The organism is Lysinibacillus phoenicis, from assembly GCF_047238325.1.
Taxonomy (GTDB): Bacteria; Bacillota; Bacilli; order Bacillales_A; family Planococcaceae; genus Lysinibacillus; species Lysinibacillus irui.
In genome coordinates, this window is the sequence record NZ_JBDFMP010000002.1 from 1,255,994 (window position 1) to 1,279,632 (window position 23,639).

General features: G+C 37.3%; 19 protein-coding genes, 3 pseudogenes and 2 riboswitches. Of the genes and pseudogenes, 5 read left to right on the forward strand and 17 right to left on the reverse strand.

Annotated elements, in window-relative coordinates; all coding sequences use genetic code 11:
* Positions 1–2 precede the first annotated feature (2 nt).
* Positions 3–227, reverse strand: a complete 225-nt coding sequence (locus ABC382_RS07815) for a transcriptional regulator SplA domain-containing protein (protein ID WP_274796428.1) — start codon at positions 225–227, stop codon at positions 3–5.
* 390 nt (positions 228–617) lie between these two features.
* Here ABC382_RS07815 and ABC382_RS07820 point away from each other — a divergent pair, with 390 nt between their 5' ends.
* Entirely contained in the window at positions 618–3,680 is a 3,063-nt protein-coding gene (locus tag ABC382_RS07820) for a stalk domain-containing protein (protein ID WP_412926697.1), read from the forward strand.
* Between the two features lie 121 nt (positions 3,681–3,801).
* Here the strand turns inward: ABC382_RS07820 and ABC382_RS07825 are convergent, their stop codons facing one another.
* The gene (locus tag ABC382_RS07825; protein WP_412926698.1) at positions 3,802–4,302 is read right to left on the reverse strand and encodes a hypothetical protein; all 501 of its coding nucleotides are present in this window, start codon (positions 4,300–4,302) and stop codon (positions 3,802–3,804) included.
* Positions 4,303–4,333: 31 nt separating this feature from the next.
* Positions 4,334–4,399, reverse strand: a pseudogene (locus ABC382_RS07830) (spore photoproduct lyase family protein); the annotation flags it as partial.
* Between the two features lie 142 nt (positions 4,400–4,541).
* On the opposite strand from ABC382_RS07830, the gene ABC382_RS07835 reads away from it, so the two are divergent.
* Both ABC382_RS07835 and ABC382_RS07840 read left to right on the forward strand, forming a co-directional pair.
* Complete coding sequence (locus ABC382_RS07835; protein WP_322610437.1) at positions 4,542–5,930, forward strand: TldD/PmbA family protein; 1,389 nt, start codon at positions 4,542–4,544, stop codon at positions 5,928–5,930.
* 3 nt (positions 5,931–5,933) lie between these two features.
* Entirely contained in the window at positions 5,934–7,277 is a 1,344-nt protein-coding gene (locus tag ABC382_RS07840; protein WP_313470595.1) for a TldD/PmbA family protein, read from the forward strand.
* A 98-nt stretch (positions 7,278–7,375) separates the two neighbouring features.
* Here the strand turns inward: ABC382_RS07840 and ABC382_RS07845 are convergent, their stop codons facing one another.
* From ABC382_RS07845 to ABC382_RS07885, 9 genes and pseudogenes are all read right to left on the reverse strand, one after another.
* On the reverse strand, positions 7,376–8,221 hold the full coding sequence (locus ABC382_RS07845; RefSeq protein WP_313470596.1) for a GNAT family N-acetyltransferase: 846 nt from the start codon (positions 8,219–8,221) through the stop codon (positions 7,376–7,378).
* 13 nt (positions 8,222–8,234) lie between these two features.
* Positions 8,235–8,783 carry a histidine phosphatase family protein gene (locus tag ABC382_RS07850; protein WP_313470597.1) on the reverse strand — a complete coding sequence of 183 codons (549 nt, stop codon included), beginning with the start codon at positions 8,781–8,783 and terminating at the stop codon, positions 8,235–8,237.
* Positions 8,784–8,884: 101 nt separating this feature from the next.
* Positions 8,885–10,192 (reverse strand): ATP-binding protein, encoded by a 1,308-nt coding sequence (locus tag ABC382_RS07855; protein WP_274796423.1) that lies wholly within the window; start codon positions 10,190–10,192, stop codon positions 8,885–8,887.
* A 289-nt stretch (positions 10,193–10,481) separates the two neighbouring features.
* Positions 10,482–11,927 (reverse strand): spore germination protein, encoded by a 1,446-nt coding sequence (locus tag ABC382_RS07860; RefSeq protein WP_313470598.1) that lies wholly within the window; start codon positions 11,925–11,927, stop codon positions 10,482–10,484.
* Between the two features lie 152 nt (positions 11,928–12,079).
* The gene (gene ribH, locus ABC382_RS07865; RefSeq protein WP_274796421.1) at positions 12,080–12,547 is read right to left on the reverse strand and encodes a 6,7-dimethyl-8-ribityllumazine synthase; all 468 of its coding nucleotides are present in this window, start codon (positions 12,545–12,547) and stop codon (positions 12,080–12,082) included.
* A gap of 54 nt (positions 12,548–12,601) precedes the next feature.
* A pseudogene (gene ribB / locus ABC382_RS07870) lies at positions 12,602–13,201 on the reverse strand (3,4-dihydroxy-2-butanone-4-phosphate synthase); the annotation flags it as partial.
* Between the two features lie 16 nt (positions 13,202–13,217).
* A complete protein-coding gene (ribE, locus tag ABC382_RS07875; RefSeq protein WP_274796420.1) occupies positions 13,218–13,856 on the reverse strand; it encodes a riboflavin synthase in 639 nt (212 codons plus the stop codon).
* 221 nt (positions 13,857–14,077) lie between these two features.
* Positions 14,078–14,203, reverse strand: a riboswitch (FMN riboswitch).
* A gap of 189 nt (positions 14,204–14,392) precedes the next feature.
* Positions 14,393–14,518: riboswitch (FMN riboswitch) on the reverse strand.
* A gap of 112 nt (positions 14,519–14,630) precedes the next feature.
* Positions 14,631–16,259 (reverse strand): ABC-F family ATP-binding cassette domain-containing protein, encoded by a 1,629-nt coding sequence (locus tag ABC382_RS07880; protein ID WP_412926699.1) that lies wholly within the window; start codon positions 16,257–16,259, stop codon positions 14,631–14,633.
* A 250-nt stretch (positions 16,260–16,509) separates the two neighbouring features.
* Positions 16,510–16,674 (reverse strand): hypothetical protein, encoded by a 165-nt coding sequence (locus tag ABC382_RS07885; RefSeq protein WP_322605310.1) that lies wholly within the window; start codon positions 16,672–16,674, stop codon positions 16,510–16,512.
* A 351-nt stretch (positions 16,675–17,025) separates the two neighbouring features.
* Between ABC382_RS07885 and ABC382_RS07890 the strand changes: the two genes are divergently transcribed.
* Positions 17,026–17,643, forward strand: coding sequence for an HAD-IA family hydrolase (locus ABC382_RS07890; protein ID WP_312505583.1), 618 nt, complete (start codon positions 17,026–17,028; stop codon positions 17,641–17,643).
* Between the two features lie 51 nt (positions 17,644–17,694).
* On the opposite strand, the gene ABC382_RS07895 is transcribed toward ABC382_RS07890, so the two are convergent.
* The 5 genes and pseudogenes from ABC382_RS07895 to ABC382_RS07915 all read right to left on the reverse strand — a co-directional run bounded on the left by ABC382_RS07895 (position 17,695) and on the right by ABC382_RS07915 (position 22,655).
* On the reverse strand, positions 17,695–18,519 hold the full coding sequence (locus ABC382_RS07895) for a methyl-accepting chemotaxis protein (protein WP_412926700.1): 825 nt from the start codon (positions 18,517–18,519) through the stop codon (positions 17,695–17,697).
* Positions 18,520–18,606: 87 nt separating this feature from the next.
* Positions 18,607–19,602 carry a VanW family protein gene (locus tag ABC382_RS07900; protein WP_412926701.1) on the reverse strand — a complete coding sequence of 332 codons (996 nt, stop codon included), beginning with the start codon at positions 19,600–19,602 and terminating at the stop codon, positions 18,607–18,609.
* Positions 19,603–19,967: 365 nt separating this feature from the next.
* Positions 19,968–20,927, reverse strand: a pseudogene (locus tag ABC382_RS07905) (beta-propeller fold lactonase family protein); the annotation flags it as partial.
* Between the two features lie 283 nt (positions 20,928–21,210).
* The gene (locus ABC382_RS07910; protein ID WP_412926702.1) at positions 21,211–21,819 is read right to left on the reverse strand and encodes a CAP domain-containing protein; all 609 of its coding nucleotides are present in this window, start codon (positions 21,817–21,819) and stop codon (positions 21,211–21,213) included.
* A gap of 209 nt (positions 21,820–22,028) precedes the next feature.
* A complete protein-coding gene (locus ABC382_RS07915) occupies positions 22,029–22,655 on the reverse strand; it encodes a transmembrane-type terpene cyclase (protein WP_274796414.1) in 627 nt (208 codons plus the stop codon).
* A 168-nt stretch (positions 22,656–22,823) separates the two neighbouring features.
* Between ABC382_RS07915 and pgeF the strand changes: the two genes are divergently transcribed.
* Positions 22,824–23,585 (forward strand): peptidoglycan editing factor PgeF, encoded by a 762-nt coding sequence (gene pgeF, locus ABC382_RS07920; RefSeq protein ID WP_322610430.1) that lies wholly within the window; start codon positions 22,824–22,826, stop codon positions 23,583–23,585.
* The last annotated feature ends 54 nt before the right edge of the window (positions 23,586–23,639 follow it).

Here is a 23,639-nt window from a genome sequence, read left to right on the forward strand (position 1 = left end):
TCCTAGTGAAAATACTGATGATAGGCTTGTTCAGCTGCCATCTCACTCGAAAAAATTAACATATCATTCGTGATCGGATAATAGGTTTCGAATAAAAATAGAGCTAGCTCCTCTGGTTGCTCTGGATGATTGACTACCGCCGCTTCCTGTATATTCGCTACATCCTGAATATGTGGATTGCGATAAAAAATATAAACTATATCACCAGCATTATATGGTTGCTGCATCTCTTCACCTTCCTCTGTCTTTCCATTAGTTTGCCTCTTAAAGAAGGGAATTATGTTACAACTGTTAAAGATATTACTTCTTAGCATAATGCGAAGTCTATTTAATAAAGATTATTTTGCACTTCATTCTAGTAAAAAAACTACCAAAATTCCCCTAGAAGCGATTCCATAACTCACATCTTTCTAGGCAAGAGAGTTGTAAACTCAGCTAAAATGTATGCATACTGGTTAAATTTTCATTAGTAGGTAAAAGGATGAAACTTTTGTACTTTTGATACGTTAAATTAGATGTAATGTTCATGCTAAATTAAACAAAAGGCATGAGGAAAGGTGGAATTTATGAAGAAAATCTTGACTTTACTCTTTGCAACGATACTTGTTGTACCGTTATTGTTGCAACCGGCGACCGCACAAGCATCTAAAGCCATTACAATTTATGTAGATGGGGTCCAATTAAAGACTGACCAGCCTCCAGCAATGATTCAAGGGCGGGTTATGCTGCCACTTAGAGCAATCTTTGAGGCATTAGACGCTAGAGTGCATTGGGATCAAAAGAATCAAACTGTTACAGGTATTAAAGGAGATACAACGGTAGAACTAAAGATTAAATCGAAGGTAGCTACAATAAATGACCAGACAGTTAGACTTGATGTACCGGCACAAATATTGAGAGGAAGAACAATGGTACCAGTCCGCTTTGTTAGTGAGGCACTTGGTCAGGATGTAGACTGGAACTCAAAAGAGCAGATTGTAATCATAAAATCTGATACTCCAAGTAATATTAGTATTTCTCCAGTAAGCAATTTGTCTGTTCGAGATGTTAATGATAATGGAGATGGGCGAGACCTTGAAGTTAGTTTCTCCAAATCGTCCACTGAGTCATATGTGGATCATTATCGAGTTATGGTTGTGAAAGCTTCAAAAAGTTTCAATTTGTCTTCTGCTTTAAAAGTCTCTTCTTCTAATTATACGGTGGTATCGACATCAGCTTCAAATCGTACCGTAACATTATCACAGAATTCTAGAGATGTAGACGGAGATTACATTAGAAATGATCAACCCTATGTGGTTTATGTACTTACTAAAGGAAAAGGTTCTTATTCAAACGTATTATCTACTTCTTCATCGAAGATTACACTAACAAACTTGTCTGCTGTTACAGCGGTAACTAATGTGAAGATTAGTGATATTAACGATTTCGGAGATGGACGTGACGTTTCGGTTAGCTTTACTCGTCCGCAGAGTGACAACAATATTTCCAATTATCGTGTGTTTATCGTAAAAACCAAGGATGCAAACAACTTTAGTCTTACTAACGCGAATAATTTATCAAACTACTACTATACAACGGTGGATAAAACGGGAAGCAATGATAGTACGTTGACAAGAACTCTATCTTCCTCGACACGTGATATCTCCGGTGATTATATTAAAAACGGTGTACCTTATACAGCATTTGTCCTGTCTGTAAGCAATACGAATTTAGATAGTAATAAGTTGTCTTCTGCTTCATCCTCAGTAACTCTTAATCCAAATAAAGTGTCTACTCCTGTTATTACGCAAGTCGATGATGTTAGCGACTTTGGAGATGGACGTGATTTAAGAGTTAGTTTCAATAAAGTATCTGATGAGTCCATTATTAACTCTTACAGAATTTTTGTTGTAAGAGCTGACAACTATTCGAATTTCACATTGACGAAGGCGAACAGTTTGTCTAACGCTTATTATACGCAAGTGAACAAGACAGGTTATAATATTAGTCAGGTTCTTTCCACAGGGGCAAGAGATACTGATGGTTCCCTTCTACAGAATGGAGTTAATTATCGAGTATTCGTTATGGCCATAGGTAATAGCCAAGCAAACAATGTGTTATCTTCAGCTTCCAATACAATAACGCTATTTAGTAACAATGTTGGTGCAGTTTCAAATCTCACTGCCAACGATGTTAGCGATTATAACAATGGTCGTGACCTTTCCATTTCCTTCAATAAACCTATGGATGAGTCAAATATTAATCACTATCGCATTCTTGTTGTACCTACAGCGACTTACAATAATTTCAGTCTCGCAGATGCCAATAGTGTTTCAAGCAACAATTATGTAACTGTCAACAAATCTGGAAAAACTACGTATGAGCAGGTTTTATCAGAAAATGCTCGTGATGTGCGAGGTAATTATATTAAAGAAGGTACTAACTATCGTGTTTATGTACTGTCAGTAGCAAATGGAAATTCTACAGGAAACAATTCGCTATCAGCGTCTACATCTACAATTACTCTTAGCAAGAACTACAATGTGCAGGCTGTTACCAATCTAACTGTTGCAGATATAGATGATAAAGGGGATGGCCGTGATTTGCAGGTAACGTTTACCAAACCATCAGATGAATCGAATGTCAATCATTATCGCATTCTAGTCGTGCCAACAGCTTATTACAGCAACTATAACCTTACACAAGCTAATAGCAGTCCTTATTACTTCACAGAGAGTAAAGGTGGAAGTATAGTAACAGCTAGGACATTGGAGGGGATTAGAGATGTACGAGGTAACTATATCACGGAAGGAATTAGCTATCGTGTCTATGTATTAACTGTTGCGAACGGAAATTCTTCAAATGCCTATGCTCTTTCTCCTGCCTCATCGGCAATCACACTTAGTAAGAGCAAAGCCGTTCAAGCGGTAAGCAATGTTTCAGTAAGTGATATTAGTGATTATGGAGATGGTCGAGATTTACAAGTATCGTTCACGAAACCTTCCGATGAATCAAATATAAGCTCTTATCGTATTCTTGTTGTACCTGCATCAAAGGCAAACGGCTTTGATGTGAACACAGCAGTTAAAATTACTAATTATACAGATTTAATCAAAGGTCAATATAGTATGAGATTGGGGACTGGAAGTAGAGATATAGATGGAAGACTTATAACTAATGGTGATGAATACCGTGTGTTTATATTGTCAATTGGTACAGGAAATTCCAAGGAGATGTATACTCTATCATTCCCGTCTCCTTCCATTACTTTAGTGGAGCGTACAGCACCTATAGCAGTGGAGAATGTGTCACTAAGTGTTCATGGAGAACAAATTAACTATTCCGATATTAAAATTAGCTTCAATGTCAAGAATGCACAGAATGTAACACAGTACAGAGTATTTATGTTACCTAAAGATATTGCAGATGGTTTCAAACTAGAGGATGCTACTAGTATTCAAAGTTTCAATAATAGTACTATAATTAATTCAAATGGTCTATCTAATGTTAGTCAAGAGCTTAGTATAGCCTTGGATGCATTTGGTACGCCACTGAACTCATCTACAGAATATGTTGCTAAAATACTGACTGTAGTAAATGGATCTTATACACTATCGAACTCGTCCAATTCAGTGAAGCTCAAGGCAAATACTGATAGTATTAATATTGATGCTACGTTAAATTCTCAACTTATTGAATAGGACACATAATTTTTTCTTAAGAGACTTCCTATGTGCTTTATGTGCAATGGAAGTCTTTTTTATTGTGTCCACACAAGGCAGAGTGTAATTGATTTATTATACTTTACTACCTTGCTTAGAGTTACTTTTTCATCTGTACCTGCTCTGTCGTCACCTTTAGGCCATTCTTTATTAAAAAGCTAGTTGCTGGATTATTAGCTAAAAAGTTAACAGCCGTCATTTGGACTGGACATGTTGTGATGCTTTCGAGAAAGCTGGGTAGTAAATTTTGATGTCGATCGGCAAGTATCTCTAATTGGTAGAATAGTAATCGCTCCACTTCACCACTATCATTCCAAACGGTTTTGTATAGCATATAGCCCAGTGCTTTATTATCGTCGTTATAAAAAATCTTGGCTCCTCCCTGTTTCACACTCTGCCAGCTACATTGCCACGGCACATCTTCCTGATAGAACGGGAAATGAGGTAGTTGCTCAGAGCGAGTAGTTTCTATATGAATGCTAGCTGTATGTTCAAATTTCCCTTCATATTTCCCACTTAAATATAGCAATTGATTGGAAATAGCATAGCTATATTTCTCATATAACGCAATGGCTACCTTATTTTCTTTGATCGCTTCCAACGTAGCGATCTCCACACAATATCAGAGGTACAATCCCAACCACTAAGGTGGATTTAGCTACGCGATACTTTTGAAAATCATTGTCTCCTGGCAAATTAGTTTGGTGAAATTGCATAAAAATTATGTCATAAAAAATTTTATTGGCAATATACATAAATTTGTATATCACCAATCTAGAAATATAGAATAATACAGAACTTTTTAAAAATTTGGTATAATCAAGAAAAGGAGGAATTTATATGATTAAACAATCCATTATAGAAAATGTGCTTGAAGCAGCTCTCGCTACAGGTGGTGATTTTTCTGAAATCTTCATTGAAGATAAGTATGCTAATGAATTCGTTTTACAAAGCGGACAAATCGATCAAAGTATTGCTGGACGTGATTTTGGTATTGGCATTCGAATTTTTTCAGGCCTTCAAAGTATCTATACCTACACTAATGATTTTTCAGAGGAAGGCTTATTGGCAGCAGCCAAACGAGCAGCACTAGCTATCAAAGGTGGTGCGTCAGGTACTATTCACCCTCTTCATAAGGAGATGGTGACACCTATTCATCAAATCCTGCGTATGCCTAATACTGTGGAGCACAGCAGGAAAACCGCTATCATGCGACAAGCAGATTCAATCGCTAGAAATTATGACCCCCGTATTAGTCAAGTATTTGTCCGTTATTTAGACGAACAGCAGAACGTACTAATCGCTAATTCTGAAGGTAAATTTGTAGAGGACACACGTATTTATAGTAGGCTGAGCATGCGAGCAACTGCTGAAGAAGGTACTGAAGTGCAAACAGGTTTCTATGGTCCTGGTGCCCATGCAGGCTTTGAATTTATTGAAAGACTGGATCTTAATCATTACGCAGGAGAAGCTGCACGTATTGCTGTAACGATGCTTCATGCAGATGAATGTCCAAGCGGAAAATTCCCTGTCATCATTGATAATGAATTCGGTGGCGTTATTTTCCATGAGGCTTGTGGCCATGGCTTAGAAGCAACAGCTGTTGCTAAAAATAATTCTGTCTTTGCGAATCGTATTGGGGAAAGAGTGGCTCCTGAAATTGTTACATATATTGATGACGGCACACTTCCGAATGAATGGGGTTCGCTTAATATTGATGATGAGGGAGAAAAAACAAGGAGAAATGTTTTAATTGAAAATGGTATTTTAAAGGGCTACCTAATTGATAAATTTAATGCTCGACGCATGAATGCGCAGCCAACAGGCTCTTCACGCCGACAATCCTACCGATTTAATCCAACATCACGCATGACGAATACCTTTATCGCACCTGGCACATCTACGCCAGCCGATATTATCGCTTCTACAGAATACGGAATTTATGCAAAATTTATGGGTGGTGGACAAGTTTCCCCTTCCACTGGTGATTATAATTTTGCGGTAATGGAAGCTTATATCGTCAAAGATGGCAAAATTGAACGACCTGTGCGAGGGGCAACCCTTATTGGCAATGGAGCTAAAACATTGCAGCTAGTTGATCGAGTTGGCAATAATCTTGCGCACGGAGCCGGCATGTGTGGATCACTAAGTGGTAGCCTTCCTGTCAATGTTGGTCAGCCGATGATTCGCGTGAGTGAAATAACTGTTGGTGGAACAAAGGGGGAATAAACTATGAGCATTACACAATACCAAAAAAATCTTTTACAACAAGCAGTAGAAGCTGGATTAACAGAAGCAGAAGTCTATTATGAACAGAAAACTTCATTTCAGTGCACACTTTATGAAGGTGAATTGGATAGCTATGAAACATCAGACGATGGCGGTCTCAGTCTTCGAGGACTCTATAATGGAAAGATGGGCTATGCATATACAGAAAAAATAGATGATGATTCTATCGCTTTTTTAATTGATCAGGTGAAAGCCAATGCGGATGTACTCGATGAGCCTGAAGATCTCTCTATTTTTGAGGGTAGCGAGAAATACGCTCAACATTCTTTTTTTAATGAAGAACTAGAAGCAGTGAGTATTCCAGAAAAGATTGAATGTTTAAAGGCTATAGAGCAAAAAATCAGAGCGTATGATCCCCGCATTATAACGCTCGATTATTGTATACTTCAATACTATTCAACTGAACGTGCTTTAGCGAATAGTAAAAATTTATCTTTATCACATAAGGAAAACGGCTTAGTCCTCTTCCTGTCCACAGTTGTCAAGCAAGGTGACGAATTAAAAGCTGGTAGTTATTTGAAAATGACAAGAGATTTTCATTCCCTTGATGTAGATGCTATTGCCAAGGCTGCTGCTGAGGAGGCTCTCGCCCATTTAGGTGAGCAATCCATCCCTTCAAGCAAATATCCCATCATTCTCCGTCATGATGCCGCAGCGGAATTACTAAGTACCTTTATGCCGATTTTCTCCGCTGAGAAGGCACAAAAAAATCAGTCATTGCTAAAAGGCAAAGAAGGACAGCAAGTGGCTTCTGACATATTGTCACTCATCACTGCACCGTATCATCCTGAAGCGTTATCAGGAGGCAATTTTGATGGTGAAGGTGTTGCCACTAAACAACAAGCCATAATTACCGATGGCACATTACAAACACTCTTGCACAATCGAAAAACAGCCAAAAAAGACGGCTGTGAGTCAACAGGTCATGCACAAAGAGAATCTTATAAGGACACTTTGTCTGTCGCCCCACAAAACTTTTATATTGCACCCGGCCAAGAGACACAGGACTCATTAATCCACTCTTTAACTGAAGGTGTGCTTATTACGGATCTATCAGGACTTCATTCAGGAACAAATAGTATTTCTGGTGATTTTTCAGTGGCAGCTAGAGGATTCCATATTCAAGATGGTCAAATTGCCTCACCAGTCAAACAAATGACCATTGCAGGTAATTTCTTCACATTATTAAAAGATATACAAGCCATTAGCTCAGATCTGTACTTCTTACCAAGTGGCCATGGTTCTCCCTCTTTCATTGTTAAAGAACTAGCAGTAACAGTAGAATAATAGAAGAGCGAGCCATCCATTACTTCCGGAGGCTCGCTATTTCAATAAAAGACATGTTCTTCATTTTTTATTCCGGGTTCTTTATTACAATAGTTTGCTTAAAATTGCTTTTTCATCTGTACCTGCTCTGTCGTCACCTTTAGGCCATTCTTTATTAAAAAGCTAGTTGCGGGATTATTAGCTAAAAAGTTAACAGCCGTCATTTGGACTGGACATGTTATGACGCTTTCGAGAAAGTTGGGTAGTAAATTTTGATGTCGATCTTCAAGTATCTCTAATTGGTAGAGTAGTATTCGCTCCACTTCACCACTATCATTCCAAACGGTTTTGTATAGCATATAGCCCAGTGCTTTATTATCGTCGTTATAAAAAATCTTGGCTTCTCCCTGTTTCACACTCTGCCAGCTACATTGCCACGGCACATCTTCCTGATAGAACGGGAAATGGGGTAGTTGCTCAGGGCGAATAGTTTCTATATGAATGCGAGCTGTATGTTCAAATTCCCCTTCATATTCCCCACTTAAAAATAGCAATTGGTTGGAAATAGCATAGCCATATTTCTCATATAACGCAATGGCAACCTTATTTTCTTTGATCGCTTCCAACGTAGCGATCTCCACCTGTTCTCGCTCGTAGATAGCTAGGGCTTCTTCCATTAATAAACGGGAAACTCCTTTACCACGATAGTCTGGTGAAATACCTGTGCCACCATTCCAAGCAGTTTTCTTGCCATTGACGATACGGAAACCGTTTAGAACGATTGCAATTGGTTCATCCTGGTCAAAAATAACAATAGAATGCGTTGGAGACAGCCCCTCCCCAACTAATCGATGCAAAAACATTTCTGCCGTCATGTTGATTTCAACAAAATATCCTTCAAAGCCTTTATTCCATGCTTTCAATACTTCTTCTAACGTGCACTGTGAAACTGTTTTGATCTTCATATTGTCCCTCTTCTCAAATGGAATCTATTTTTGCTAAATCTTCTAAAGTTAATTTCTTCACAATATCATATCCTTGACCTGGACCTTTTGGCCGTATTACTACCGTTCCCATATCGGGGAGGATGCCAAGTCCCACATCTCTAGGAAAGCTATGGCCAATGATTACACTGTTCATGCCCTGTGGCGGAATTATTTCCAGCATAGATGAAAGGGCTGTTAATATTCTAGTTTGCTCACTGCTAGGAAGATCGCCACCTAACTTATAGATGTCATACAAAAAGGGCACAATTTGTACATCGTAATTTGGAAATGCCAGCCGAGCGGTTTCAATTGTTCGACAAAATGGACTTGTTGCAATAGGAGAAAGGATAGGGATTTGCCAATAACGTAGCATTTGACCAAAATAAACAGCTTCCCTACGCCCTTGTTCTGATAAGTTTCTCTGATTTTGACAACTATGAAATGTACCATAGGGTTGATCTACACCAACCGTTGCTGCCCCATGCCTTCCATACAAAATAAGCCCGCCCTTTTTCATTAATGCCAGGAGGCTCTTCTCCATTTTCTTCATCTCCTCCATCATATCACTTTATACTTTGTAATGTATGTCCTACATATTAAAAAAAGCTCCCCACAATTGTTTTGTAGAAAGCTTTTTTCCTGTTATTTTATTGGTATATTAACAATGGCAGTCGTTTCTAAATGTGTTGATGAATCGATCGAAATATGACCATTATATTTTGAAACAATTTCTTTAACTATAAATAATCCTTGTCCTCTTAGTCTACCATTCTCAAGTTTTTTCGTTGAGAAACCTTGTTTAAATATTTGGTCAGGATGAGCAATATTTGGACCTGTATTGGTAATTTTAAATTCATATTGTGCTTCATCTGCTCGACAGCAAATCATTATTTTACGTTGTCCCTCCGGTAACTCTACTGCAGCATCTATGGCATTATCAATTAAGTTCGATAGAATCTTGATTAAATCTGTCGTTTTAATCTTATTAAAGTCATCTTGAGAGATAGTAAAATCCATATCGATGTTATGATTCTGTGCCGTTAACTTTTTCGTTTGCAATAATATGGATAAACCTGGATGATCAATATTTAACTTTAATGATTTAATTGCTTGAACCTCTTTGGATAGTGAAGACAAATATTGTTTGGCTTGCTCAGTCTTTTCTAATTGAAGAAGACCGTGTAATACTTGAATATGATTCGTAAAATCATGACGTAATGATGACACCGACGTAATCAATGCTTTGATTTCTGCTTGATATGTGTCTTCAGTAGCACCAACTTCTTTCGCTACTTCCTTTTGATACCATCTCTGTAAAAATAAAAAAGAACCAATGACAATTAAAATAAAGACTCCATTAAAGATAAAAATAAATAGATTGTCTTCAATGACTTTACCTTTAATACCATTTAAAGTATCTGCGCTAATATCAATACCTAAAAACCCAATAATTTTCCCATTGTCATCTTTGATGGGTGCGCCAACTGATAAGTAGGAACCATGTATAGAGTCATGTATGACCTCTGTAACATAGGTTTCACCGTTATAAGCTTTTTCAACTTCCTTCGCGGGAACGGTACAAACTACCCCAATTTCGAAGCCCTCTCTCATTTCTTTTGGCATCCCTGTAATCATGGCTGTCGATACTTCTGGATTATCCACCTTTAGGGTGTAAACAAATAGTGCACCCAGTTTTATTCTTGCATCGTTTAAGTAGCTTCTTACTTTCCAATAATACGCATTTTCCTGTGGATTATTCAAAAATTGCTGATAAGCATCCGTATCAATAGATGAAGCAATGGAACGGGCAGCCTCTAAACTTTGATTGGCAATCGACTCCTCAACGGTCTTTTTAATTTTTACATAGGATGTAAAGATGTTTAAACTTGTAAACAAACATAATAAAAACGTTGATAGAATTAATATTAGTTTTACTTTTCGATTTTTCATATAAAACGGGACTTCCTCATCTATAAATATTCTAGAATATTATTATATTATAATTAACTCTATTGTATCGTTTGTATTGCGAACATTGCTTGTATATCCTACATAAATTAAAACATAAAATCAAATTTTATTTTTCCATTACTAAAATTATACACTTAACAAATAGTTTAATAATCCTTAACAAGAAAGTAAACTAAAAAGGTAAATAGTAACGTTTTATGTCTCTTTTCACTAAAATAAAACAAAGAAAAAGACCAGGTACTAACAATACCTGATCTTCTTTGAAAAGTTATTTATTTTTACTTGAAGTACGTGTTCGATCTTGTGGCTTTAAAAAGGAAGGTCGCTTGCTATAGCCCTTTGGAGAAACACGTAATAAAGATTTTCTAATATTGCCTTTTTCAAAATCTGCACTAAAGTTAATATATGGTACACCTAGTACTTGCATATTTGCTGTATACAGTAGAATGAAGAAGACTGAAATAAAAAACCCAAATAAACCCAAAAATGCAGATGCAATAATGATGATTAATCGGAAAATACTCATAGCTGTCACGAATGATTGATTAACAAGTGTAAAAGCAGCAATACTTGAAATGGCAATCACCACAATCATCGAAGGGCTTGTAACACCAGCTTTTATCGCAGCATCGCCGATAATTAAGCCACCTACCACACTAACGGAGCCACTGACAGCACTGGGTAGACGTAAGTTCGCTTCACGAAACAGTTCAAACATAAATAGCATTAGTAGTATTTCTAAAATCGTTGGAAATGGTAAACCCGTTCTTGACTCTACAACCGTTGCAAGAAGTAGAAAAGGTAGCTGTTCTTGATGGAAAGTTGTTAATGCAAGCCAAAAGCCGGGTAATAACATACTAATCATTATGCCTACAATTCGTAGCACTCGTTCCATTGAACTGACAATAATAGGATATTCATTATCTTCTGCCGATTTAAAAAGCAGCATAATATTTGTTGGTGTAATCATGGCATACGAAACACCATCAATCATGAGAAGTATTCTTCCCCTAATCAATGCCTGGACTGCAAAATCTGGTCTTCCGGTATAGTCATGTCTTGGAAGAATCGTGGCAGTTTTCTCGATTGCTTCCATTAATAAATCACCATTGACAACGATATCCGTATCAATCTTTTGTAATTGTAATCGAATTTGCTCCAGCATATTGAGGTTCACAATATCTTCCATAAAAAGGATCGCTACTGTAGTTTTAGAACGTTTACCAATTTCTAATGTCTCGACACTAAATGAATTGGTTGGTAATCGTTTTCTTAACAAAGCAATATTAATGAATATATCTTCAATAAAGTCATCTCTAGGTCCTTTAACTACTAATTCAAGTGTTGTTTCTCCAGGCTCTCGGTTAGGTCGTTTTGAAATATTGCTCGAATATAATAATTGATTTTCCTCAAAATACAATAATACGTGGCCCTTATAAACTCTTGTCAGTATATCCTCTTTCGTTAGTACCTTTTGAAGATAAGGAATTTGTAAATGCTGTTCTATTTGTTCTTCTAGCATTTCGTCAGAGCTATTATTTAATAAGTCTTGAACCCGTTGAACAATCACTGTTTGAAGTATTTGCTCGTCTACCATCGCATCACAAGTTATAAAATGTACCGTATGTTGCTGAAATTTATACTGTTGGAATATCACATCAGCAGAGCGTTGAAATAGTGATTTCAGCATTTTCAAATTAATCATTTGTTCCATTGATGAAATACTTCTCATCTCCTACTGAGCCAGCTCAAGATTAGTACATTTATGATAAACAACTTTCAATAAATACACTTAAGCATATTTTTCCCATGGATATTAAAAATATTCAAGAAAACAAATGATGTGATGGCTATTAGAACATGTTCTTATCCAATCATTTTTTTCAGATTTGCCATTTCAATTGCTGACATTGCAGCATCATAGCCTTTATTACCAGACTTCGTGCCAGCACGTTCAATTGCCTGTTCAATATTTTCTGTTGTGACAATACCGAAAATAACAGGGACATTTGTTGTTAAGGACACATTGGCAATACCTTTTGCCGACTCATTACACACATAGTCATAATGTGTTGTTGATCCACGAATAACAGTTCCTAATCCAATAATGGCATCATATTTCTTTGTTTCTGCTAATTGCTTAGCAATAAATGGAACTTCAAAAGCTCCAGGAACCCACGCTACGTCAATAGATGCTTCATCTACTCCATGTCGTGTTAAACCATCCATTGCTCCATCCAATAATTTGCTTGTAATAAACTCATTAAAACGTCCTACGACTACCGCTATTTTTAAATCTGTTCCAATTAATTGTGCTTCAAATTTTTTACCCATTGTTCTTTCTCCTTTTTAAATAGATAGTGTATTTTCTGTTGTGAATAACCGATTGCGATAGGCAACCAATGCTTCTATCGATATCATTTTTAAGCCATGTTGAGCTGCGTACTTTGTCAGCTCTTCAAAACGTAGCATCTGTCCATCATCACCCATGATTTCGCAAATAACACCCGCAGGCACACTCTGGCAAAGCTTTGCTAAATCAATAGTTGCCTCAGTATGTCCTCTACGCTCTAAGACACCGTTATCCTTTGCAATTAGAGGAAAAACATGGCCAGGTCGACGAAAATCAGTTGGCCTTGCTTGATCTTCAATCATCTTTTGAATTGTCAACGCGCGTTCAAAGGCACTAATTCCTGTCGTTGTTTCTTCATGGTCGATACTGACCGTAAATGCTGTTTGATGGTTATCTGTATTGTTCTGAACCATTGGATGTAGATCTAGCTTTTGTGCTAGCTGCTGTGAAATAGGCGTACAAATAAGACCTCTACCATAGGTTGCCATAAAGTTAATTGTTTCCGGTGTGATGAATTCAGCAAGTGCTAGAAGGTCCCCCTCATTTTCTCGATCTTCATCATCAACTACCACAATTATTTTGCCTTGCTTTAAATCTTCTAGGGCTTCTTCAATTGCATGCAGCACTAGTGTCATCTCCTCATTTTTTATATTAAAAACCATGTTGGGCTAAGTAATCTCTTGTAATGGTTGACGTAACTTGTCCTTTTTTCAGTTGCTGCAAAATATACTTACCAACCAAATCTGTTTCGATATTTACGATTGCTCCAACCTTCTTCATACCTAAAACAGTTTCCTTATACGTATGCGGAATCAATGAAATAGTGACACTGTTCGATTCAACATGAAAAATGGTTAAACTCGTGCCATCAATTGTGATGGAACCCTTTGGAATACAAAAGCTTGTGAGTTCCTCTGATAACTCGATATCGATATAGACTGCATTAGCAACCGGACGCTTTCGTAAAATTTTCCCGATTCCATCCACATGTCCAGCTACAAAATGACCACCAAATCGCCCATTTGCAGGCATAGCGCGCTCCAAATTAACGGGATCTCCTATCGCTAGCTGCTGTAAATTAGTTGCTTTGACTGTCTCAGGCATAACATCCATGGTAAGTTCCTGCTGCGTAAAATGTGTCACCGTTAAACAAACACCATTGACTGCTATACTATCGCCAAGCTTTACATCCTCCACTATTTTGGGTGATTGAACAGTAATTTTCATACTGTACTTATCGCTTTGCACGGCTTTAATTGTGCCAATATCCTCTACAAGCCCCGTAAACATTTCTCCACCTTCTTTCCTTTTTTTGACAGTTTTTATCCGTCACTTTTCGGAGTGTTTCCGTTAATTTTAGTTTTCTATCCGTCATTTTAAACGTTGTATCCGTCTCCCTTCCTAGCTAACAAAAAAAGAAAAAACCCCTTTGACAAAGGGGTTTTGGGAGTATAAGACATCAACAAATAAGCCTAGTTGGATTAACTTTTTTTCCATAGACTACTATCTCATTTGTTCTTCTCCCATCCAGACTATAACTGTCGGTTTTGGATTTGCACCAAATCAGCTTGCGCTCACGGACTTTGAATGACTTCATCACCGCCGATTGGGAATTTCACCCTACCCCGAAGAACATCTTCTATTCAATTAGTTTGTTCGCTAAATCAGTGAGATCTACTATGCATCTCTATCCTTGAGGTGGTTGTATTGCGTACTTGTTATTAAACGAAAACAAAAAAACTTCCCGCATAACGAATGGGAAGTTTGTAATAAATGCATAGTCAAATAAACCCTCTAAATTATTTTAAATTTAAAAAGTTTGCATTTATACCCTTCTCCCATCCAGACTATAACTGTCGGTTTTGGATTTGCACCAAATCAGCTTGCGCTCACGGACTTTGAATGACTTCATCACCGCCGATCGGGAATTTCACCCTACCCTGAAGGATATTTTTATTTAGCTAGTTCTAACAATAACACTATTTTATTATATTATCCATCCTTCTATCTTAAATTTTTCAAAAAAAGGGCCACCCCTTGCTTAAGAGGTGGCGAGTAGTACTGTTAATTTCTTATATTTCGAAGAACATAATCATCATAATTCCCCTGAAAAACAGTCACATTCGAAGGAGTAAGTTCAAGCATTTTACCTGCTAATTTATTTAAGAAATAGCGATCGTGTGAAATGCTCAATAATGTCCCCTCAAATTTTAAAAGTGCTTCCTCTAATACTTCTTTACTAAATAAGTCGAGATGATTGGTCGGTTCATCCAAGATAAGGACATTCGCTTTCTGTAAAATCAGCTTCGCTAAGGCAACACGAGCCTTTTCCCCACCGCTTAGAGAGGAAACCTTTTTAAAAACATCCTCTCCTGTGAATAAAAAATTACCTAGCACCGTTCGTACTCTTGCTTCTTCAATCGTTGGAAATGCACTCCAAACCTCATGTAGTACCGAATTATCGGGGTCTAATGTTGCCTGTTCTTGATCGTAATAGCCAATCGTAACACCATGCCCCCAAGCCACTACCCCACTATCTGGCTCAATCTCTTTGAGCAGTGCTTTAATTAATGTTGATTTTCCAACACCATTCGGCCCAATTAAAGCAACCCTATCGCCTCTGTATAAGTCAAAGGAAATATTTCGCAACAGCGTTTTTTGGATATTTTCTACCTTAAACGATATCTCTAAGTCTCTTACCTTCAACACTTCTTTATGAGATTTCTTATCCATAGCAAATGCCATTTGTGCATGCTTTAAATCTTTTTGTGGTTGATCAATCCGTTCAACTCGTTCAAGTTGCTTCCGTTTATTTTTAGCGCTTCTTGAAGAAGTTGCCATGGCAATATTCCGTTGAATATAATCCTCCATTTTAGCTATTTGTTGTTGTTGCATCGAATATTTTTTCTCTAGCAACTGACGATTCTTAGCTTTACTTTCTACATATCGAGAATAATTACCGCTATATTTTGTGCCTTTTGTACGCTCAATCTCATAAATTTCATGGACAAGGGCATCTAAAAAATAACGATCATGAGAAATAATTAAAATGGCCCCTTGATAGACACGTAAATAATTTTCAAGCCAATTTAATGTCTCGAAATCCAGGTGATTTGTCGGCTCATCCAAAAGTAATAAATCTGGTTGTGCTAACAGGATTTTGGCAAGAGCAAGCCTTGTTTTTTGGCCACCACTGAGCTTCTTAATCAGTGTATCGTTGGGGATGTCGCCAAAACCCATACCATTTAACATACTTTTAATTTTTGGCTCAATATCATACCCACCTTGTTGCGTAAACCAATCCGCCTTGCCAGCATAGCGTGTCATTATTTGCTCAAATTTATCCGGATTATGGACTAAAGATGGCTCACTCATTTGCGCCTCCAGTTCTCGAAGTTCCTGTTCAACCTTTAGTAGCTCCGTAAATACCCCGAGCATTTCAGACCAAATCGTTTGTTCCATCTGCAATCCACTGTCCTGTTTTAAATAGCCTACTTTAACCCCTTTCCCCATGAAAATCTCCCCCTGATCGTATGGAAGATCTCCTGCAATTATTTTCAGTAACGTTGATTTTCCAGCTCCATTTACCCCAATAAGGCCCATGCGGTCCCCACGTTCCAGTTTTAAGGTAATGTTTGAGAGAATAGGATCTCCTAAATAGCTTTTACTAATTCCATTTAATTGAAGTATCATTTTTTCAATCTCCTTATTTATTTTGGCCATCATTTCACCAAGCGTTAGCACTTAAGAAATAAATGGACGTATAAGGTTACACATCACTTCTCTCTCCTCCCCCAATAAAAAAAAGCACCGTAATAAACGGCACCTTTGAAAAAATAAACCTCTGTAATGAAGAGGCTTTATTCTATATTTCACAATAAAACACAAAAAGCGCCGATCAAGAACCGGCGCTTACCCTGCTTTCTATTTTACAGTAATACTACTAAAAATAATTATGATAATTTGAAGGTAAAAAGCTTCCGGAACCTGTTTCCATATGAAATTTGCTTAAAAAAGGGCAGACCTCTCCCTTTGCCAGCAAGTCCCCACAGAAATTGTAAGATTTCACCTCTATCTCAATCAAACCTTTTGCGAATTTAGCTTCCATCACTTTTTACCTCCTTTCGAATAATAGTATCAATTAATCTAACACAAATTTTTAGAGATTACAATTGTTTTTAAATACTGGCTTTTTTCATTTTAATGCATAAACAATAGGCAAACACTTATTTTTTTGAGTTGGCGTCTATCGTTTGAAAGCCCAATTTCTTTTGAGAGAGTGCTTTTTTGTACGACCATTTCCGTTGCAATCGCAGTATTTTTTGATAATATTTACCATAAGATGTTTACGTACGCTCAAAATGGTTGTTGTTTCATGAGGCAGTTGTTAGCCCATTCCATGTAACATTTTTAAGCATAAAACGTCAATACAACTAGATGGTAAAGGAGAAAGTTTGCAATGAAGCATATTATCTTTGATTTTGATGGAACATTGGCAGATTCAACTGCCGTGTTTGCATCAGCATGGAATACATTAGCTCAAAAATATAAATTTAAAGGCATCGAATTAAAGGAAATTGATGCCTTGAAAAAATTATCGATTTCTGAGCGGAGTAAATTATTTGATTTTCCAATGTATAAATTGCCGATGATTTTACCGCAATTTTATAAATTGTATCGCCAATCGTTAAATGATGTTCATCTTTTTGATGGAATGAAAGAAGTACTGCTGGAAATTGATAAAAGAGGCTATAAAATCCTCATTATTTCCTCAAATTCTAAGGACAATATTTTAGAATTTCTAAAAATGAACGGTATTCATTGTGTAGCCGATGTTCTTTGCTCAAACCGCATTTTCGGCAAGGATAAAGTGATGAAAAAGTTTTTAAAGGAATCGAATGTTCACTCATCCGATGTGCTATATATCGGGGATGAACAACGGGATATTGTGGCTTGTAAAAAAGCAGGTGTGCCCATTGCTTGGGTGGAATGGGGCTATGATGCCAAGGAAGTGGTTAAAAATGAAGAGCCTGAATACAAGGTAGCAACTCCACAAGAAATTTTAGAAATTATTTAATTATAGAGTAGGATAATAGCAATCTACCTGGCTATTATCCTTTTTTCTATGCTATCCTTTAATCTCGCTAATATGCATGAGCTTTTCTGCTGTATTATTAACCCCTTTATAGGCATCCGTTAATTCGTGCATACTTTCTGCAAATTGCTGGGTAAAGGCAGCAATTTGATTAGCAGAAGCATTTACTTGATCAATAGATTGCTTAATGCTTTCTAATTGTCTTGTAATACTATCGGCACTATCAGTACTGCTTTGGGACATTTTTTGAATTTCTGAAGCGACAACCGCGAAGCCACGCCCATGCTCACCTGAACGTGCAGCTTCAATCGAAGCATTTAAGCCAAGAATTTTTGATTTCATTGCCAAATCTTTTACTAAATTAACAATGACATTGATTTGTTCAATGTCGCCAGCCATCGATTCAGAGAAATTAGATAGCTCTTCCAAACGTTTTGAAACATCCATACTAGCAGTGGCCAACCCTTCATTTGTAGCAGTCATTTCTTCCACAGTACTTGAAAGTTCTGTAGCCAATAAGCGCATATTATCCATTTTTTCATTCGAAATAATGGCACTTAATACGCCTATAACTTGTCCACCATCAAAAATAGGCTGTGCAGAGGCGATATAGGCCATACCAAATCCTTCTGCACTTCGTTCTTCCTTCACAAATCGACCTGAACTTAATGCTATTTCTGTTGCGGTTCCTCTATATGTATGGACGGATTCACCTATCCCTACTTTCAGGTCAACATGTTTACCTGGTTTGTAGGCAAGAACCCTTTCTGTATCTGCCACTATGACACAAGCATCTTCTGGATAAGTCGCTTGGTATAAATCAATAGAATCAATTACTGCCTGTATTTTTGGATGCATGGTTTTCCCCTCCCAGAGCTTTTCAAATTAACTATATCATGGCACCTAAAAAAAGACACCAATGTCTATTAGTGTCTTTTCACTATATTATTGCTTTGTCAATAATTCTACATATTTCTCTGCTGTTCGTATTTCGATTGTTAGAAAATCTTTGCCATAGCTAGTCTTTATTAAAAATGGTACATCATTAGTGTTTTGAAATCTAAAATCTAAACTACCATAGGACACCGTTGCGTCCCTCCCCTTTGGTACATATCCTACGTCTAAGGAATGGTGATGGCGCTCCACATATTTAACTGGAATTTGATCCACTGCATTAAACAGGGTTGAAGATGTTTGACAGATCCCCCCGCCGATGCCCATGACAACTTTTTTATTAATAATTTCTGGTGCAGGCTGATAGCCATGAGCTTCATCTCGTGGTCCCACAACCGTATTAAACGAAAAATGGTCCCCACTGCCAACGATGACATTATCAATGGCCTTGGCAGAAAGCTCAATGTTTTTATTTCTCCCCACATCAGCGCTATTAAAATAGGTTGTAAAGGATGCGACAACAACCTCCTCTAGATAAGGAATATCCTCAAGCGAATAGCCACTTTGAGTGATATAAAGTGGCACTTCCACTTGACCACCAGTCGCTGAGGCTTCTAAAATTCTCTCCACTAATTCACTTTCTTTTAAAATCGTTTGTGGTCTTCCCTTAATTATATTCCCTGTTTCATCCAATCGATCAAGCACCATCCGCTGATCATAGCCATTGGTTGTTTTCGTTCCTCTCGCTAATTCCTTAGCGACTTTCTCGATAAACTGCTGATAGGCTTGCGGATTTGTCTCATAGCCACTTTCCTTTGGTGAAATCGTTTCAATAATCGTGTTTGTCGTAGGATCCACTATCTCTACAATAGCCGGCTCATTTTGCGTTATTTGCTCGGAGTTAACAGGCTTTTGTAATTCTTCGATTTGTTGCTTTAATTGCTGATTTTCTTGCTCTAGCCTATGCTCATTTGCGGCATTTTTTTGACATCCCACTAGTCCTATCATACTTAATACGCAAAATGCAGCCATCCACTTCTTTCTCAACAATGTACACCTACCTCTATCTTCATACTACAGAGACATCTTATTCGTATATTGCTAATAGTGTGTGGTTTTTATGGAAATTTATTTATCTGTTAATGGGAAACATAAATCATAACGACCTTTGAAATCAACATTTAATAAAATTATGTAGTGCTAGGATAGCCATACTAAAATTTAAAATGAGAGAGCTATCCAAAATCAGGCTATACAATTCATTCGTAACTTTCTATCAGAACATCTTTTGGCCATTATTTTCTTTAACACCCCAATATGACGTCTTGAATTTTAGTGGTGTTGATTTTTAGGAGGCTACTACTTTAATTTTGTTTGCAATCTTTGAGTACTTCAAAAAATTAGCTCATTTACTATAGGCAGATTGTTCCAGTATCTATACCAGTCGGACCATTAAATCCTGGAATTGTATCCACTACCATATTGGTTGCAATATCTATAACAGATACTGTGTTGTCCGTTTGATTTGTGACATATGCCAACATTCCATTTGGCAAAATGGTTACTTGATCAGGAGATGATCCTACAGGAATTGTAGCTATCACCATATTTGTTGCTGTACTGATGACAGAAACAGTATTACTACCTTTATTGACAATATACAAAAGTGTGCCATCAGGCGTAATGGCTGTTCCTACAGGCCCTGTTCCCACAGGAATTGTATTGATTACTGTATTTGTTGCAACATTAATGACAGATACATTGTTGCTATTTTCATTTGTAACGTAAGCAAATTGTCCACTTGGAGTAAAAACAATGGATCTTGGGCGAATTCCAACAGGGATTGTAGCAACCACCGTATTAGTAGCTGTGTTAATAACCGATACAGTACCTGAATTTTCGTTTGCCACGTAGGCAAACGCACTATTCGGCGTAAAAGCGATACCTTGAGGTTGGAGCCCAACTGGAATGGTAGCTGTTACGGTATTTGTCGCTGTATCAATGACGGATACAGAGTTAGCTGCTGGTCCATGATTTGAGACATAAGCAAGGGCACCATTTGGTGAAATCGCTATACCAAGCGGCTCATCTCCTACAGGAATCGTAGTGACTACCGTATTTGTTGCAGTATTAAAAACTGTGACATTATCGGAGAAGAGTGCTGGAACATAACCAAATGCTCCGTTTGGTGTGATCGCTACCTCTAAAGGAGCCGTTCCTACTGGAATGGAAGCAACAATAGTATTTGTCGCTGTATCAATCACTGATACCCTATTATCAGGGGTTTCTAACTGCCCAGCATCCGTCACATATACTAAATAATCACAGACTGTTATTGGTGGTTCTGGTAAAAATGGTGGCTTACAACGGCAAGGGCAACAAAAACCACAACAATGACAATGACAAGCAGGATTGGATTTAAACTTAAACCTAAAAAATTTTTGTTCTTTTCCCACAATAAACGCCCTTTCTATCATATATGGATACAATATGCCGAAAAAATTGTAATTTCTTGTGCGTTTTACCCAAACATATTGTTTCTGAAAAGTATTAAGGGATGTTTAATATACAAAATGGATTGATTTGATTTTATTTATCTACATAAAAAGAACTGTCCCTCATCAGTGACAACTGAATTCGGGCAGTTCTGTATAATTATTTTTGAATAAACATTTGTGTCCAGTAGTTCCCATCCTGTACATAGCCTATCCCAATATGTGTGTAGCTTTTGTTGAGAATATTAGCTCGGTGTCCTTCACTATTCATCCAAGCTGTGACAACCTCTTGAGCTGAACGTTGGCCCTTCGCGATATTTTCGCCAGCCGATTTATAGGTGATGCCGAAGTTTTTCATCATAGTAAAAGGTGAGCCATATGTTGGACTAGTGTGGTCAAAGTAATTTTTATCATGCATATCTTGAGATTTGTTTTTTGCTACTTTTGATAGCTCTAAATCTTCATGTAATGCTGGTAGACCTGCTTTTGCGCGCTCTGCATTGACAAGTTTAACTACCTCTTGTTCAACACTTGCTTGTTCCTTTACAGAAACAGTGATTTTTTGTCCAGGGGAAATTTGATTTGTATTCGTAAGCTGTGGATTGGCATCAATTAATTCTTGTACTCCAGTTCCTGTTTTCAACGCTATTTTCCATAGAGTATCTCCAGATGCTACAGTATAGGATTCAGCTGCCATTGCTCCTACTGGTACTAATAAAGAAGCTGCTATTACTGAAGAAAATGCTGCTTTTTTGATTTTGTTCAACATGTTAATCATCCTTCCTCTTTGCTCTACTACTATCGTAAATAGTTTTAGTGCGATAATCATCACAAAATATTTGGAAGGATTTTTACAATTGTATGACATGCCCCCAACATTAACAGACAAAGCCCATTTTGACGCCCTCTTTATCCTTTCACTTGTCATCAAGTTGCAATCTATTTGTAATTAGCATACATTACCAATAGGTATATCTGTTATAATTTTGGTTTTTGCTTCTGCCAACGATAGATTAAGAGAATATAAAGCCAATCATAAAAGAGCGTTGCCACAGAAATAATGGTAATCAGTGGCGTGCGGAAGTAGAGATAAAAGCCAACTGAGGCAAACAATGTACCTAACATTTTACAGATAGCAATTGCCATCGACTGGCCCGCCAAATTCCCCCTTTGCAACAATAGAGCGATAAATAAACCGGACATCATGAGATTTTGAAAAAAGGCCGCGTACTTCCCTTCGTAATCATGAAACTCATGGACTAAGCCTAAAATCGTCAACATGCTGAAAACTAAAGTCAGCAAAAAGGAGAAATACAATAATTTTTTTGAAAGCATTCTACGGTATTCATTTGGAGCATAGCGTAAAAATTGCATTAAAATAAAGATGTCTAATAGGAACCAAATGAGCGTAATGAATCGTTGGAGATCATTTTGCGGGTAGATAAAAGCAAAGATAAACTCCCATGAAATATTGGCACAAATTGCCGCCATGGGCATGCCATATTGTTTATCTCGCCATCCTTTATAAATAACGAGTATATATGTAATAATCCAAAAAAGGCCCATACCTAATTGGCAAATCAATAATATGTTTAGTTCACTCAAAATTTGCCCTCTCCTCTAGCTATCAATATCATTCCTTCCACTATATGTAGGGAAATTGGTTCATTATGTCTAAAAGATTGATAGTCGGGTAAAAGAGAGCTAAATAACAAATAACTGCAACCTATACTTTCCATAAGTAATCCTATATAGTAAAACGAGGTGATTAGAATGAAAACAAAAATTTATGTAGATAATGAACAATTTATTGCGGGTACTACCTTAAAAGACCCATTGGAATTGGAGCAAAATAATATGGCGTTGCACATATGCGACAATGTTCAAGATGTGATTGAAAATCGTCAACAATTAGCTGCTACGTTGAACTGTGATTTACAACAATTTATTTGTACAGAGCAAACCCATAGTGCTAATTTCCACAAGGTTACATTGGCCGATAAAGGACGTGGAGCTGAGCAAATGGATACAGCAGTTAAAAATACGGATGCTCTTTATACCACAGAGCCCAATTTATTAGTATGTAGCTTTACCGCAGATTGCGTTCCCGTTATTTTTTATAATGCAGTGAATGGACTAGTTGGTGTTATCCATTCAGGCTGGCAAGGAACAGTCAAAGAAATAACCCTAAAGTTATTCCAACATCTTGTACATGAAGAACAATGCCGACCTGAGGATTTTCATGTTCAAATCGGCATGGCTCTAAGTCAGCAAAAGTTTGAGGTCGACGCAGATGTCTACGAAAAATTCCATAGCCTGGGCTATGCTGAACAATTCATGTATTTTAATGCTGAAACCAATAAATATCATATTGATAATCAACAAACCGTCAAAAAACAATGTGAGCTTGCAGGTATTCCAGCAGAGCAAATACAAATTGATGCAACCTGCACATTCCTTAGCCCTGATGGCTTCTCTTACCGTCAGGACAAAAAAGCAGGCAGACATTTAAGCTTTATTATGCGCAAATCATAAACATAAAAAAGGACGAACAGATCTGCGCTCTAATGGATTGCAGATTTGATTGTC

Excerpts from the sequence above, each read along its gene's own strand:
- ABC382_RS07845 (WP_313470596.1), bottom strand. The coding sequence starts at position 8,221 with ATGAAGATCAAAACAGTTTCACAGTGCACGTTAGAAGAAGTATTGAAA.
- ribE (WP_274796420.1), bottom strand. The coding sequence starts at position 13,856 with ATGTTTACGGGGCTTGTAGAGGATATTGGCACAATTAAAGCCGTGCAA.
- ABC382_RS07895 (WP_412926700.1), bottom strand. The coding sequence starts at position 18,519 with ATGCATCCAAAAATACAGGCAGTAATTGATTCTATTGATTTATACCAA.
- ABC382_RS07815 (WP_274796428.1), bottom strand. The coding sequence starts at position 227 with ATGCAGCAACCATATAATGCTGGTGATATAGTTTATATTTTTTATCGC.
- ABC382_RS07855 (WP_274796423.1), bottom strand. The coding sequence starts at position 10,192 with ATGAAAAATCGAAAAGTAAAACTAATATTAATTCTATCAACGTTTTTA.
- ribH (WP_274796421.1), bottom strand. The coding sequence starts at position 12,547 with ATGGGTAAAAAATTTGAAGCACAATTAATTGGAACAGATTTAAAAATA.
- ABC382_RS07860 (WP_313470598.1), bottom strand. The coding sequence starts at position 11,927 with ATGGAACAAATGATTAATTTGAAAATGCTGAAATCACTATTTCAACGC.
- ABC382_RS07885 (WP_322605310.1), bottom strand. The coding sequence starts at position 16,674 with ATGGAAGCTAAATTCGCAAAAGGTTTGATTGAGATAGAGGTGAAATCT.
- ABC382_RS07835 (WP_322610437.1), top strand. The coding sequence starts at position 4,542 with ATGATTAAACAATCCATTATAGAAAATGTGCTTGAAGCAGCTCTCGCT.
- ABC382_RS07840 (WP_313470595.1), top strand. The coding sequence starts at position 5,934 with ATGAGCATTACACAATACCAAAAAAATCTTTTACAACAAGCAGTAGAA.
- ABC382_RS07880 (WP_412926699.1), bottom strand. The coding sequence starts at position 16,259 with ATGATACTTCAATTAAATGGAATTAGTAAAAGCTATTTAGGAGATCCT.
- ABC382_RS07910 (WP_412926702.1), bottom strand. The coding sequence starts at position 21,819 with ATGTTGAACAAAATCAAAAAAGCAGCATTTTCTTCAGTAATAGCAGCT.
- ABC382_RS07850 (WP_313470597.1), bottom strand. The coding sequence starts at position 8,783 with ATGGAGAAGAGCCTCCTGGCATTAATGAAAAAGGGCGGGCTTATTTTG.
- ABC382_RS07890 (WP_312505583.1), top strand. The coding sequence starts at position 17,026 with ATGAAGCATATTATCTTTGATTTTGATGGAACATTGGCAGATTCAACT.
- pgeF (WP_322610430.1), top strand. The coding sequence starts at position 22,824 with ATGAAAACAAAAATTTATGTAGATAATGAACAATTTATTGCGGGTACT.